Genomic DNA, 13,792 nt, shown 5'->3' on the forward strand with positions numbered 1-13,792 from the left:
GTGGTTTTGCTTCAGCTGAAGTGTAGACCGATCACCTCAGCGACGCAGGCAGGGCGCTTGCCGCCCTCGATCTCGATTGTCACGCGATAGTGGGTGCGCAAGCCGTTGGGTGGCACTTCCTCGGCTTCCGCTATGCTGACGCGGCCGCGCAATTTTGAGCCGGCCGGCACCGGTGAGAGATAGCGGATACGGTCTGCGCCGTAGTTTAGGGTATTCTTCAGCCCCTTCAGACCCATCACCGAGCGGATGAACATCGGCGTTAAGCTCAAGGAAAGCAGGCCGTGAGCGATGGTCTTACCACCCGGCATCTCCGTTTCCGCGCGCTCCTGGTCGACATGAATCCATTGCTCGTCGCAGGTCGCTTCCGCGAACTTGTTGATGCGATCCTGCGTTACCTCAATCCAGTCGCTAACGCCGACCTCTGTCCCGACGGCGGCCTTCAGCTCTTCGAATCCGTTGAAAATTCGCATGGATGTGATCCGATTCTGCATAAGTTACAGGTTCATTTCGGGAACTTTGTCTGGAACGGCGAGCTCGGCCTCCGTGACCGCCAGCACCTCGGCGATGGTGACGCCAGGCGCTGTCTCCTGCAAAGTTGCGATGCCACCGGGAAAGGCAATGACCGCCATATCGGTGACGACGAGATCGACTGGCCGAGCCGACGTGAGTGGCAGGTTGCATCGGGCGACGATCTTGGACTTTCCCTTCGCGGCGTGCTGCATGGCGACGATTACACGTTTGGCGCCACTAACGAGGTCCATCGCGCCGCCCATACCTGGCACCATCTTGCCGGGGATCGTCCAGTTGGCGAGCCGCCCGCCGGCATCGACCTGCAGACCACCGAGTACGGTGATGTCGACATGGCCGCCGCGGATCAGACCGAACGACATCGCACTGTCGAAAGTGGCGGCGCCGGGCAGCGCGCTGATAGGCTTGCCACCGGCATCGGTCAGCAGCGGGTGGGCCATCCCCTGCTCGGGTATGGGACCCGTGCCAATCAATCCGTTCTCGGACTGAAAGAAAATGTTCAATCCTGGCGGCACATAGTTTGCGACCAGCGTCGGAATGCCGATGCCTAGATTGACAAGGTTGCCCGGTCTAAGCTCTTGCGCGACACGGCGGGCGATAATGGTTTGTGCATCCATAGATCACCCGTTCGCGACGAGGTAATCGACCAAGGGGCCGGGGGTAATAACGTGGTCGGGCGCGATGACGCCGACCGGGACGATATGTTCCGCGGTGACGATGACGGTGTCCGCGGCCATCGCCATGACCGGATTGAAGTTGCGGGCCGTGAGGGCGTAGGACAGGTTGCCGGCATAGTCGGCAAGAAATGCATGCACAAGCGCAAAATCGGCGCGTAGAGCGGTCTCGAGCAGATAGCTCTTCCCGCCCACATCGATCTTTTGTTTGCCTTCCTCGACCAGCGTCCCGACGCCAGTCGGCGTCAGTACGCCACCCAACCCACAGCCACCGGCGCGAATGCGCTCGACGAAAGTGCCCTGCGGGATCAGATTGACGGTGATTTGTTTGCCCAACATTTGCTGTTGGGCCATCGGATTGAGCCCAATGTGGGTCCCGATCATATGGGTCACCTGTGAGCCCTCGAATAGTTTCCCAACTCCTTTACCGGGCGTGGCCGCGTCATTGCTGATGAGAGAAATGTTCGACTTCTTCTGCCGCACTAGTTCGTCAAGCAGGCGTTCCGGCGTTCCCACACCCATGAATCCGCCGACCATGATGCTTGCGCCGGTCGGGATCATCGCAATGGCTTCTTCCAGAGAAACAGCCTTCATAATGAAGCTCCGGTCAACATGATCAGGAGAGGCGACGGTGAAGAAATGTTGGTGTATGAAACCGGTGCTCCTTTGATCTGCGTCAAGACTTGTCATTATTTCCTTCGCGAACAGAGACTCCCACGCCTTCGAGGGCTTCCGCCCAGAGCTTGCGAACCTCTGCGTGGCGCTGTTCGAGGCTAGCGCTCACGGCTTCACGGAAGGGCGTTAGATTCGGGCTTTTCAGAAGAAGTATCTGTGCTTGCAGCAGGCGGCCGCTTTCAAATTCGATACGGCGCAGTGCCGTAACGAATGGATCATGCGTGTCGGCTTCAAGCGGTAGGAGGGCGGCGGGCCGAATTCCGGCATGTATGGCATGCGCGCGGGCGGCCAAATCCCCCGCCAGTGCCAGGGATTGATCGTCAATGCCTATGATCGGCTTTGGCAGCCATGTGGTTTCCCAAGCCGCTGCCAAATAGTTCAGTGCAAGATCCGGTATCCATGATGTCGCGCGCAGCAACAGGGAGACGATCTCAGCTTCTCGATAGAATTGCGCATTCAATTCAGTCTGCCAGGCGGATTCGAGCTTGAGTGGTAGTGCGAATGCGAAGTGTCGCGCCAACGCGCCGTGGGCCGAGATCAAGAATGCTGCGACGCGGGTTTGCTGATGCAATGGCACGTGGCCGTCGGAGTCGAGTGGTCCGAAGAACGCCCTCATTGTATCGTTTCCTGTACTGGTATTGCTCGCAAATGGTCGTAGCCGGCTGGAAATGGAACGAGCTGCCCGCCAACTTCCTCCGGCGCAATCCAGACAGCTTTGTTGCCTTTCCAGCCCCCCGCCAGCACATCCTCAGCAAAGCGTGCGAGCAGGTCGGCAGTGAGCGCAGGCTTCTCCAGCGTGAAGGCGTGGTAAGCACGTTGAACGATGACAAGCGAGCTGTCGGGAATGTGGATACGCAGGGTCTCGTGAAGTGCGCGTGGTGTCAGAAAGTCGAATTCACCGTTGAGGATCATCGTTGGTACCCCGATCCGAGGTAGTTGCGACGTTAACGGGTGAAAGTCGAGGAAAGACTCCATTAGATTCTGCAGGGCGTAGACGTCATTGATGAGCCAGCCTTGTCGCTTGACGTTGTCGAGCGTTCCGAGGACCGGCTTCAGCCACTGGTCGCTGACGTTCATTGGCAGCAGTAGGTCCTGAAGATAGCTGGTGCCGCCAAGGACTAACCCGGTTCGCAAGGCATTGCCGAGCAGATACAGTTGAGGCGGTAGCTCGGCAAAGCAGCTCATCGGCACCAGACCGGTCAGCCGTTGGCCGTGTTCGATTGCATAGCGCAGTGCAATAAGGCCGCCGAAGCTGATGCCACTCAGAAAAATGGGACCGTCGCCGAGTTCTCCAATCAGGAGATGTAATGCGGCGACGTGGTCGTCCTGACGGATGAACAGCGCGGGCTTATCGGACGCACCTTGGCCGAGCAGATCGAACGTCGCGACGCGGAAGCGACGCGCCACCAGTGCGTCGCGATAGGCCGTCCATAATTCAGCGTATTGCGTCAGTCCGTTGACCAGAACGTAGACGGGCGCGTCCGTCGGTCCGTCGAGCTCATAACGTATCCGATATGAACCGTAGCTCAGGAAGGGCATTGCGCTGACCGGTTGGCGATTTGATCGTCGCAATGATCAGTGGTCGAAGACAATTTCTATTGAGCTAGATCAAGCATTTCCTGATTGAGCCCCTCAACATATGCACAAAACATCATCGGGAGGAGACCGTCATGACCGGTAGAGCTGCCATGAAACGTTGCCTCGTCAGCCTGATCCTGTTGCTGCTTGGTACTGCAATTGCGGTTGCACAACCCTTCACACGCCGGTCGTCGCAAGTGCAACATGACGGGCTGAAGAACTACTATGAGGTGCCAAACTTCAGGTTGGGCGGTAAGTATGATCTGAACGATCCGGCCAAGTGGGAGAACGGCGGAGAGGGCGGGGTCACGCTGGAGTCGCTCGGTGGCGGACAATTGCGCACCGCGTACGTCGCGATTGGAAATGCGCGCCGCAATGCGGCCGGCGAGATCACCAACGCCGTTGTCATCAATTCCTATTATTCCGGTGACTCCACTGACATGTATGAGCAATGGGTCAAGGGCGCTGCCCTGTCGGGCGGCGTGCCGATTATTGGTCCGGGTCGACCGATCGATACCGACCGGTACTATGTCATTATGGTCGATCCGCTGGGGACTTGGGGTGCTAGTAAGCCATCAGACGGTCTAGGCATCAAATTTCCGCAATACGGCTATTTTGATATGGTGCAGGCTAACTACCGCATGTTGCGTGATCACCTGAAGGTCGCGCGCGTGGCGCTTGTTGCTGGCGTCTCGATGGGCGGCACGCAGACCTACGTTTGGGGTGTGCTGCATCCAGAGTATATCGGCGCACTTATGCCGATCGGCGGCACGACCCAGTCCGACGCCGAGGACCCCGTCGGCAATTGGACTTTTCAGTTGATGACGGCCGCGATCCAATCTGATCCGGTATGGCAATCCACCAAAGGTGATTACTACAAGCTTCCCAAGGAGAAGCACCCCTTGCCAGGCATGGCCTTCGGCTGGTCGGTGCTCGGCCTGACCGGATATGATTTCGGCTTCAGGACTACTCAGAGTTTCGCATCGGTACAGCCCGAGGTCTTCTATTGGGATCCACCGAACGAGAAGGCCGGTCTCAGTGTCAACAATCGCTCCAAGATGTATGATGCGGTCGACCTTGTCTGGCGCAATCGAGTTGGTGAAACCTACAACGTCAATCCGTACCTCGGCCGAATTCAGGCGCGCACATTGGTGATGCACATCACCAATGATCTCTGGCTGAACTTCAAGCTCGCCCAGCGCGCCGTTGATCGCGTGCCGGGCGCGGACCTCATTTCCGAGGAGAGTCCGGTCGCACATTACGGCGTGTTCCCGATTATCAACAATCGCAAGAACGATCCGAAGTTCGTGGCTTTCATGGACGACGTGGCGAGCCTTGATCGGGCGCAGAAGTTCGTCGACAAGAATTATCGTGTTCCTGGTGTTGCCGAGAATGTGGATAAGACAAAATCATTCTGGAAAGATCATGTGACCTATCCTTATCCGGTCAAATACGCGACCGCGAAGGACAAGCGTGGAACGCCCTGGCAGATCGGCTACATGGACGAGTATGCTGGCACCGACAGGGAGCCGAAAGTTCTTGTCGTCATTCACGGGAAGGGCGCGTTTGGCGGGCACTACGGCAATATCATGCAGTATGCGCTGCGCAGCGGACTGCGCGTGATCGTTCCGGATTTACCTCATTACGGCATGTCAGGGCCCGGCAATCTCGATAAGAGCCCGGCGCGGACCATGCAGGACATGCGCGAGGTGATTTACGATCTCGTTGTCAATCAGCTCGGCGTCAAAAAGGCGCATTACCTTGGACACTCGCTTGGTGGTCAGTTTGTGATGGGTTACGCGCTCACTTGGCCGGATGCAGTGCAGGGCCTTGCGCTTGAAGCGCCGTCTGGTCTTGAGGAGTATCCGCGCGACATCACGATCGCCAAGGACAAGAAAGCGCGCTTGTTCGATGAGGCCTTCGGCCGCGATTTCGACAAGTGGAAGCAGAGCTGGGAGCAGACCGGAATTCTTAAAGCGGAAATGGGGCGATCTGAGCCGAACATCCGCGACTTCTTTTACTTCAAGAAACGTGACCCTGAGACCGGCGTGGTGTCGGCAGCCAAGAGCGGATACTTCTTTAGCGACAGCGAATATGCCCGCTTCCATACGGAGCAGCGTGTTGGGTTAACGAAGGGAAATCCCAAGGAGCTCGAGCAGTGGTGTAACGTCTTCATTTTTGACGTCTACACGATCGGGGCGGAGTTGCAGCAGGACGATCCGAAGAATCTTTACGATCGGCTGACGGAGATCAAGGCGCCGATCTTCCTCGCGTTCGGGGACAAGGAGCCATTTATCCCGACGCCTGCTTTTAACGGGCTAACCGACCTGGGACGTGACGTCATTACGCCGTTCATGTCGCGCATGACCAATGCCGGCAACCGGCCGATGCTTAAAATCTATCCGGAGACCGGACACTTCATCCATACGGACAATCCAGTTGAATACTCCGCAGACGTGGTCGATTTTGTAACGAAGGGAACCCTCGACACCAGTTCACCACTCGGCACTGACCGCATGATCAGGGGAGCTGTCGCGTCAGCCGTCCCTTTAGCACCGACGCCGCCCGGAGCTGCGCCGACTGCCGGCCTGAACAAGTAGGGTGATACATGCCAAGAGTTCGGGCAGGTGAGGTCTCTCTGGGCTGGCGGGAGTGGGGACGAGGCGACGTTAGCGTCGTCTTCGTTCACGGCAACCTCGCCAGCAAGGATTGGATCGAAATCGCCGCACCACTGTTTCCTTCCGGACTGCGCGTGATTGGAATCGACTGGCGCGGTTGTGGCGACAGCGACCAGCCGGAGCCAGCAGCCGACTATAGCAACTACTCCATGCAGCAGCACGCGGAGGATATGTTAGCCGCGCTCGACGCTCTGGACGTCAAATTCTGCCATCTTGCTACGCACTCAACGGGCGGCATCATTGCCGCGCGTATGTTGTTGATGCAACCGGAGCGCTTTGGGAGCGTATTCTCCCTCGATCCAGTTTCACCGCTCGGTATGGCCTTCAACGCCGATCAGATCGGCGTTTTTCGGGCGATGATGGCAAGCAAGCAACTCACGCGGACGGTAATGGCCAGCGCGGCGTCCTCGCTATTCTTGCCAGATAGCTTGGCGCCAAATGCGATCCCACGTTTTCGCGAAGGGCTCGGGGAAATTCAGGCCCTGTTTGAACGCATCATCGAACAGACCTTCGGTGTTTCTGAAGGGATCTGGATCGGCACGCCGCTAAATCTTACCCGCGAGCGAGAAAGTGGAGAACTCAAACGCCGCATGCCGGATATCCGGCATCCCCATCTGGTGTTGTGGGGGGAACAGGATGGCTGGATTCCGCCAGCCGATCTCCGGGCGATGGCTGCGGTAATGCCAGATTGCCGGCTCGTGGTTGTGCCCGGTATCGGGCATTCGATGAATCTTGAACTACCCGCGCTCTACGCAGGCTATTTCGGCGCATGGTTCGGAGGGCGTTCGAAATAGCAGGGATCTGGGCAGGCAATGGCAATTCAGCTCCTCGTCGGCACGATAGTTACCGTGATCACCATCATGGTTCATGCGCTGGTCACCGTTGGTGCGGTGGGCATCGCCCGCTCAGCAGGGCTACGGCACACCACGCGACCGAGACTTCACCTGATGGCCGTGATGGTTGGGGTCGCTGCCGTGCTGATGATTGCACATACGCTGGAAATGCTCGCTTGGGCGCTGGCCTATGCAATAGTCGGCGCTGCCCCAGACGACAGCGACCTTCTTTATTTCGCATTCGTAAACTACACCACCCTCGGCTACGGCGATATAACGCCGGTGCAAGCTTGGCGGCTGATCGGGCCGATGACCGCCATGAATGGCATTCTGATGTTTGGTTGGTCGACTGCGGTCCTCTTCGAAGTGTTGCGTAAGACGCTGGATCATCTTGCCGCGATCGGTGCGCGCGGCTTCAGCCCTGTAGATCCAGACTAGCGAGTCTGCTTCGGTCCAGGAGTACAATCTGACGCTGAGTGTTGCCGATGAAACCGAGAGTCCTCAGTTCGTGCAATCGCGACAGTACGCGGGAAACAGTTTCCAGCGTTAGGCCCAGGTAGTCGGCGATATCGCGGCGTGACATCGGCAGGGCCATAGTGCCCGCGGCAGACAACCGCTTGTCCATCTCAAGCAGGAAGGCCGCGACCCGCTCCAGCGAGGTCTTGCGGCCAAGCAGAAGCATGTGATCCTCCGCGTGTTGCAGATTGCTTGTGGTCATACTGAGCAAGTTGCGCGCGACCATGGCGTCGCTTTCAGCCACGATCTCTAAACTTTGTTGCTTAATGAGGCGAACAGTGGTGTCTACAATCGCTTCCGCAGTGAACCGATGCTCGCCACCGTTCTCAAGGCCGAAGATGTCTCCGGCGAGGTGAAATGCGCCGATCTGACGGCGGCCGTCGGAGAGCAGTTTGTAGCTTCGCACGGCACCGGATTTCACCTGATATACGTACTCTGCAGGCTCTTTCTCCCCGTAGATCTCAGTGCTCTTTTTGTAAGTAAACTCATTCAAGCTGACGATGGGATTCGAGTCGCTGGCCATGCCGAACTCACGGAGGGAATTGGGGCGAGGCGTCGGATTCGTAGTCGTGCGAGCAAACATGGGTCAACTCCCCTCACCAAATGATCGCCAGAGCAACGTTGCATTGCAGGGAAGTGTTGAGCTTTTCGCTTCCTCTAGAGCTGATCTAAGACTAGGGTGCAACCTTAGGCTATTGGTCCAAAGGTCATTGTCCCAAAGTACAATGCGCGAGGCCTTACGTCGCCAAGGGCATTACGCTTGGAATGAATCATTTGAGCGGATGGACGGCGCACTCGCATGATCGATAGGAGACAATGCGAAGGTCCGTCGGGCAGAAAATTGCAGAGCTGTGATTGTCATTAGAGAAACTTGATCTCAGAGGGCAAAATGCCTGGTTTGATCCATGTAGTGGATGACGACGCGTCCTTTAGAGCTGCGATCGAACGTCGGCTCAGGGTGGCCGGGTATGAGGTTGCGGTATATGCTTCGTCACAGCAGTTTCTGGATCGATTGCCAGACGTTAGTCCGCGCGCGTGTATCGTGCTGGATGTTCAGATGCCGGCACTTAACGGCCCGCAATTGCAGAGCCGCTTGATCGAGCTAGGCTCGAGTATGCCGATCATCTTCCTTACGGGACATGTCGATACCGCGGTAACGGTGCGAACGATCAAGGCCGGCGCGGAAGACTTCCTGACCAAGCCCGTGACATCACAGCAGTTGATTGATGCGATTGAGCGTGCGCTAGCGCGCCAGGAGTCTACGGGAGGTCAGCAAGAGAGAAACGCCTTATGTCGCCTGTTGGTTTCATCTCTTACGCCACGTGAGCGACAGGTGTTCGATCTAGTGGTACGTGGAAAGATCAACAAGCAAATCGCCATAAGTCTGGGAACGACGGAGCGCACGATAAAAGCGCACCGCCATCAGGTAATGGAGAAAATGCGTGTCCTTTCACTCGCCGAACTCGTTTCTCTCGCAGAGCGGCTGGGGATGTGCGACCGAGTTTGAATCGCAGCGGCCGCAGCTCTCACTATTCATCGATATCCTGATTAAACATCTGCGTGGGCGGGCCTTCATGAGCGGTGGCGAAGCGACCAAGGGCTAGCGAAGTCGTCAGTCGTAGCAGACTGGAATCCACAAACTGCAGATGCAGAATCTGTCCCTCTGCCATACGTTTTACCAAGCTTGGTTCGGCGATAGTTCCTGCGATGCAGGCATTGGTCAGACACCAAGTGTACGGAACTCTGTAAGTCACGCCTTGATCGATCGTGAGTTCAACCGGCTTTTGCAGGTACATACCTACGGGGGAGAATATTTGTATCCGCTTGGCGGCATCGCCTTCGCGTTCGATGATGTCGAGCCGAACCGCCATTTGACCGGTCGGAAAAGTACCGGTGATCGATGTGCGACAAAGTGGTTTTGCCCCGCCAGGCTTGAAGCAGACTTTGCTCCAGCCCCCGAAGGTGATGTCCTTCACTTGGCGCTGACCGCGGGAGCGAACTTCCCCGTCAGGAGCGGTGGCCGCCGGGTCTTGTTGGGATACTGCGGGTTTGTTGAACGTGAGGCTCGCCAGCGCCGCAAGTAGGAGCGCTCGGAAGGGGTTCAACGGATGCTTGCGTTGTGGTTTATTGGGATCGGAATATGTCACAGCTGACCTCCGGCATTGGTCTCATTTCTGGTCATCCAAAAACTTCGCTACAATTGGCGACCAAATCGGGATAGCTTCCGGCGATCCGATGAGAAAGTGCCCCTCATCACCAAAAGGCGGTATCAAGCGGTACTCTGCTTTACCGCCGGCGGCCGTGAAGGCCTCGTGCATACGTTTCGACAGTGCTGGTCCGAAGAACGTATCGTTTTCGATGTAGATCCACAGCATTGGCATGCGTGATGTGCGGCCGAAATCTGCCGTCGCTTCGATGAGCCTGTCCGGCGCGCAGTTGTTGTTTGGCTTGCCATCGACGCGGCCACCGCGGCCGGCGGCGAAAGTAATGATCGCTTTAACCTGTGGTGGATTTACGCTCGATAGCGCAATGGATGCCCAACCTCCGGCGGATTGTCCAACGACGATGACATCTTTCGGCACGATGCGGTTTTCTGCGATCAAATAGTCAATAATCCAGAGGTTAACTTTTGCGACTGCAAGCCCGGCGTCGTGGAAGTTTGGATTTTCGCATTTTCCGATCTTGGAGAAGAAAGGGCCGTAGATGGCACGCTCGGGAATGTCGATGGCGGATGCCCCATATCCGGTGCCGACCGGCGCCACCACCAGATAACCGCGCCTCGCAAACCATTTGGCCGCATCGCGGAATTCAACCAGGGGAAAGAAGCCGCGGTCAGTCGGATTGAGCGAGACGCCGTGGTTCATGATAACCAGCGGGAAGGGGCCGTTGCCTGTCGGGCGCACCAGATAGGCAAACATCGGCAACGGCAGCGGCAGCACCCAGAGCTCTTCCTGGATGCGCGCAGCGTCGGGCTTGTCGGCCGCTTGCATCGGCGCGGCAGAGGCCATGGATATAAGAAGCGCCGCCGTGACGAACGCGTGAATGGCATGCATGGTGGGTGCCTTTCCGGATCGCCTCATGTCGCGATCCGACAGCCAAAATTCTGAAGGCAGTTGATTCAGATCAATCCTCATTGCCGGAGCCAGCGCCTGTTGGCCCGATGAGCTCGAGTATTTCTGCGATACGTGCGGTTAATGTGCCGATGCGCCGCGAAGAGACCCTGATGGTCGCGTTGCTGCTGGGCTTCGCAGGCGGCTATCTCGATGCCTATACGTGGATTACGCATGGCGTTCTGGCAAATGCGCAGACCGCCAACTTGGTATTCTTATGGGTAAAAGCGACGGCCGGGAAGTGGACGGAGGCATTTCACTTCGTGCCATCGCTCTTCGCTTTCGTCGTCGGCGTGGTGATCGCCTCATGGCTGCGGCGTGCAGTCGGTGATCGAGTCGGCCCGATCAGCATTCTCGTAGAAGCTGGCGTTCTGATCCTTGTCGGTGTGCTGCACAATCGCGTGCCTGATGTTGCGGGCACGCTGGGCGTCTCGATGGTGGCCGCAATGCAGACTTCGATTTTCACCAAGGTTGAGGGTTCAAACTACAGCTCTGTGATGATCACAGGAAACTTTCGCCAGGCGATTGAGGGAGCGGTCGCACTGGTTGCTGGAGATATCCAGGTCGGTCTGTTGCGTAAGTCCTGTATATTCATGGGAGTTTGCGCCGCATTTGGCACAGGCGCCGCTGTCGGTGCTTTCATTACAGAGCGGTCGCCAGCACTCACTCTAACCGTTCCTGTCGGTGCGTTGCTGCTGGTTCTTTTATGCTGCGGCGGATTCCGCGGCGTGATGCGGGATCGCGTTGATCGAAGGGAGCAGGCATGAGGTCGCACGGGATCTTTCCGCCGACGCGCTGGCTTGCCGAATATCGCGCTGACTGGCTTCGCTGTGACATGATCGCTGGCGTCACGCTGGCCGCCTATGCGATCCCGGTGTCGTTGGCCTATGCTGCGCTCGCCGGCATGCCGCCCCAGATCGGGATCTATGGCTACATGCTGGGCGGCATTGGCTATGCCCTGTTGGGCTCTTCGCGGCAACTTGCTGTCGGGCCGACTTCGGCGATTTCGCTGATGATCGCCGCTTCGGTCGGGGGTCTAGCGGCAGGCGATGCGCTTCGCTATGCGCAGATTGCGAGTGTAGCAGCCCTTGGCGTTGCGGCTCTCTGCCTGATTGCCTGGATCTTTCGACTAAGCATGCTGGTACGCTTGATCAGCGACACCATTCTGGTTGGCTTCAAGGCTGGCGCGGGTCTCACCATTATCATGACGCAGCTGCCGAGCCTATTTGGCGTTGCTGGTGGCGGGCGAAATTTCTTCGATCGCCTTTTCGTGCTTGTTGGGCAGCTCGGTGGTGTTCACTGGATCGTGCTTGCGATCGGACTTGTTGCGATCCTGCTGCTCCAGGGCGAGCGTCTATTGCCCGGTAGGCCGGTAGGTCTCGCAGTCGTCATCCTATCGATCGTTGTCGCGACAGCGCTCGGTTTGCCGGCGCTTGGCATTCCCGTCACCGGCGAAATTCCGAAGGGCTTGCCGAGCCTTGCCATGCCGACCTTCGGGCTTCTTGAATTCGATGAACTATTTCCTCTCGCTGCCGGCATCATGTTGCTCGCCTATGTCGAAGGCGTCGCAGGTGCGCGAAGTTTTGCGGCGAGGCACGGCTACCCCATCGACGTTCGGCAGGAGTTTCTGGGGTTGGGCGCCGCCAATCTGGCGGTAGCGCTCGGCCATGGTTACCCTGTTGCGGGAGGATTGTCACAATCCGCCGTTAATGATCAGGCCGGCGCGAAAACGCCGCTCGCTCTGATCATTTGTTCAGCCACGTTGGCGATCTGTCTACTTTTCCTCACGGGGATATTGACCAATCTGCCTAAGGCAGTACTTGCTGCGATCGTCTGCACGGCTGTCTACAAACTAGTTGACATCGCCGCGCTCATGCGGATGTGGCGTATCAGTCGGATCGACTTCTATGCTGCGGCGATCGCCCTTGTCTCCGTGCTGATGCTGGGCATCCTTCAGGGCATCCTGCTGGCTACGCTAGCGTCCATATTTCTGTTACTGGCGCGTGCCTCGCAGCCAAACGTCGCAATTCTCGGGCGCTTACCAGGAACAGGCCGATATGCCGATAGTGCGCGATACCCTGACGTAGAGCCCCTTGCTGGTGTTCTCGCTTTCCGCCCAGAGGCCTCGTTACTTTACATCAATGCGGAAACGGCGATGGAGAATGTGATGGCAAAGGTTCGCGCATCACCGGACACCAAGGTTGTGGTCTGCGGGCTCTCTTCCTCACCCTTTATCGATCTTGCGGGCGTGAAAATGCTTCACGACCTCCATGGCGAACTTGTCTCGCGCGGCATCGCTTTTCAGATCGTCGGCGCCCGCGGGCAAGTCCGAGATGTTTTGCAGGCTGATGGCCTCGCGGAGAAGACCGACAGCGCCAACTGGACCCGAAGGATGGATAGTGTACTCGACGATCTGAGGAAAGGTTGACCGTGTTGCGGTGCCAAGCGGAGCGTCGTTCACAACATCACGTTGCATTGACTTGGATCAACAGGCGCCACTGGGAACGGCTTCAGCATTGGCTACACGCCATCAACATCCCGGATTTGTTACATGTCCAAGGACGGCAACGCCGCAACAACCGATCTGCTGACATTGGCCGCGGGAACGATTATCGGCTTCCTCGGCACGAGATCCAGAGTTCGGTACCGTGGATTGGCTTCCCGGTCGGCCATGCCATGTCCGGCCGACTTTTCACCGTGTTCGGATAGTTCGCGATGATCTTGGCCCAAGAAGTCAGTTTCACAACCAGAAGGGAATGAACCATGCGAAAATTTAGCGTCTTTGCCGTTGCAGTCGCGGTGCTTGCTGGGGTCGTCGGCTTCGCCACGCCATCAAGCGCGGATATGGGCCAGGTTGCCGTGATATTTACCAAGGGTGGCTTTATTGTCGGGGTCGGCGGCGGCGAGGGCGTGTTGAGGTACCGCGGAAAAACCTATCCCTTTACCGTCTCGGGCATGAGCGTGGGTTTCACGATTGGTGCATCTACCACCAAGCTTATCGGACGCGCGATCAATTTGAAGGGGCCCACATCAATTGAAGGCACCTATGGAGTGGTCGGAGCGGGTGGGGCGGTGGTGGGTGGCGCTGGAGGCGTGCAATTGCAGAATGGCAATGGCGTGATCCTGCAGCTCAGCGGCCCCAAAGTTGGCGCTGAACTATCCGCCGCTGTTGGCGGCGTGACGATACGGTTGAAGTAAGC

At 57.6% G+C, this 13,792-nt stretch carries 15 protein-coding genes; 7 read left to right on the top strand and 8 right to left on the bottom strand.

The annotated features are described in order from the left end of the window. Positions 1–11: 11 nt before the first annotated feature. From CHC01_RS10300 to CHC01_RS10320, 5 genes are all read right to left on the bottom strand, one after another. Positions 12–470, bottom strand: a complete 459-nt coding sequence (locus CHC01_RS10300; protein ID WP_089264683.1) for a MaoC family dehydratase — start codon at positions 468–470, stop codon at positions 12–14. Positions 471–494: 24 nt separating this feature from the next. Beyond that, positions 495–1,145: a 3-oxoacid CoA-transferase subunit B gene (locus tag CHC01_RS10305; protein WP_089264197.1), complete on the bottom strand. Its 651-nt coding sequence runs from the start codon at positions 1,143–1,145 to the stop codon at positions 495–497. A 3-nt stretch (positions 1,146–1,148) separates the two neighbouring features. Next, positions 1,149–1,796: a CoA transferase subunit A gene (locus CHC01_RS10310; protein ID WP_089264198.1), complete on the bottom strand. Its 648-nt coding sequence runs from the start codon at positions 1,794–1,796 to the stop codon at positions 1,149–1,151. A gap of 82 nt (positions 1,797–1,878) precedes the next feature. Further along, the gene (locus CHC01_RS10315; protein WP_089264199.1) at positions 1,879–2,493 is read right to left on the bottom strand and encodes a hypothetical protein; all 615 of its coding nucleotides are present in this window, start codon (positions 2,491–2,493) and stop codon (positions 1,879–1,881) included. Continuing rightward, positions 2,490–3,416, bottom strand: a complete 927-nt coding sequence (locus CHC01_RS10320) for an alpha/beta fold hydrolase (RefSeq protein WP_089264200.1) — start codon at positions 3,414–3,416, stop codon at positions 2,490–2,492. Before CHC01_RS10320 ends, CHC01_RS10315 begins: the two co-directional genes overlap by 4 nt. Positions 3,417–3,547: 131 nt before the next feature. Here CHC01_RS10320 and CHC01_RS10325 point away from each other — a divergent pair, with 131 nt between their 5' ends. From CHC01_RS10325 to CHC01_RS10335, 3 genes are read left to right on the top strand one after another with little or no spacing between them, the layout of a single operon-like run. Next, a complete protein-coding gene (locus CHC01_RS10325) occupies positions 3,548–6,055 on the top strand; it encodes an alpha/beta hydrolase (RefSeq protein ID WP_089264201.1) in 2,508 nt (835 codons plus the stop codon). Positions 6,056–6,063: 8 nt separating this feature from the next. Beyond that, complete coding sequence (locus CHC01_RS10330) at positions 6,064–6,927, top strand: alpha/beta fold hydrolase (protein WP_089264202.1); 864 nt, start codon at positions 6,064–6,066, stop codon at positions 6,925–6,927. A gap of 18 nt (positions 6,928–6,945) precedes the next feature. Beyond that, positions 6,946–7,404, top strand: a complete 459-nt coding sequence (locus CHC01_RS10335) for a potassium channel family protein (protein ID WP_089264203.1) — start codon at positions 6,946–6,948, stop codon at positions 7,402–7,404. Here the strand turns inward: CHC01_RS10335 and CHC01_RS10340 are convergent. Beyond that, a complete protein-coding gene (locus CHC01_RS10340; RefSeq protein ID WP_089264204.1) occupies positions 7,382–8,065 on the bottom strand; it encodes a helix-turn-helix domain-containing protein in 684 nt (227 codons plus the stop codon). The genes CHC01_RS10335 and CHC01_RS10340 overlap by 23 nt on opposite strands. 306 nt (positions 8,066–8,371) lie before the next feature. Between CHC01_RS10340 and CHC01_RS10345 the strand changes: the two genes are divergently transcribed. After that, complete coding sequence (locus tag CHC01_RS10345) at positions 8,372–8,989, top strand: response regulator transcription factor (RefSeq protein WP_089264684.1); 618 nt, start codon at positions 8,372–8,374, stop codon at positions 8,987–8,989. Between the two features lie 22 nt (positions 8,990–9,011). Here the strand turns inward: CHC01_RS10345 and CHC01_RS10350 are convergent, their stop codons facing one another. Beyond that, positions 9,012–9,629 carry an invasion associated locus B family protein gene (locus tag CHC01_RS10350; protein WP_244558293.1) on the bottom strand — a complete coding sequence of 206 codons (618 nt, stop codon included), beginning with the start codon at positions 9,627–9,629 and terminating at the stop codon, positions 9,012–9,014. 21 nt (positions 9,630–9,650) lie between these two features. After that, entirely contained in the window at positions 9,651–10,535 is an 885-nt protein-coding gene (locus tag CHC01_RS10355; RefSeq protein ID WP_089264206.1) for an alpha/beta hydrolase family protein, read from the bottom strand. A gap of 170 nt (positions 10,536–10,705) precedes the next feature. On the opposite strand from CHC01_RS10355, the gene CHC01_RS10360 reads away from it, so the two are divergent. The 3 genes from CHC01_RS10360 to CHC01_RS10375 all read left to right on the top strand — a co-directional run bounded on the left by CHC01_RS10360 (position 10,706) and on the right by CHC01_RS10375 (position 13,790). After that, complete coding sequence (locus CHC01_RS10360) at positions 10,706–11,359, top strand: YoaK family protein (protein WP_244558294.1); 654 nt, start codon at positions 10,706–10,708, stop codon at positions 11,357–11,359. A 68-nt stretch (positions 11,360–11,427) separates the two neighbouring features. After that, positions 11,428–13,020, top strand: a complete 1,593-nt coding sequence (locus CHC01_RS10365) for a SulP family inorganic anion transporter (protein WP_244558295.1) — start codon at positions 11,428–11,430, stop codon at positions 13,018–13,020. A 335-nt stretch (positions 13,021–13,355) separates the two neighbouring features. Next, complete coding sequence (locus CHC01_RS10375; protein ID WP_089264210.1) at positions 13,356–13,790, top strand: hypothetical protein; 435 nt, start codon at positions 13,356–13,358, stop codon at positions 13,788–13,790. The last annotated feature ends 2 nt before the right edge of the window (positions 13,791–13,792 follow it).

Source organism: Tardiphaga sp. OK246 (genome assembly GCF_900188215.1).
Classification (GTDB): Bacteria; Pseudomonadota; Alphaproteobacteria; order Rhizobiales; family Xanthobacteraceae; genus Tardiphaga; species Tardiphaga robiniae.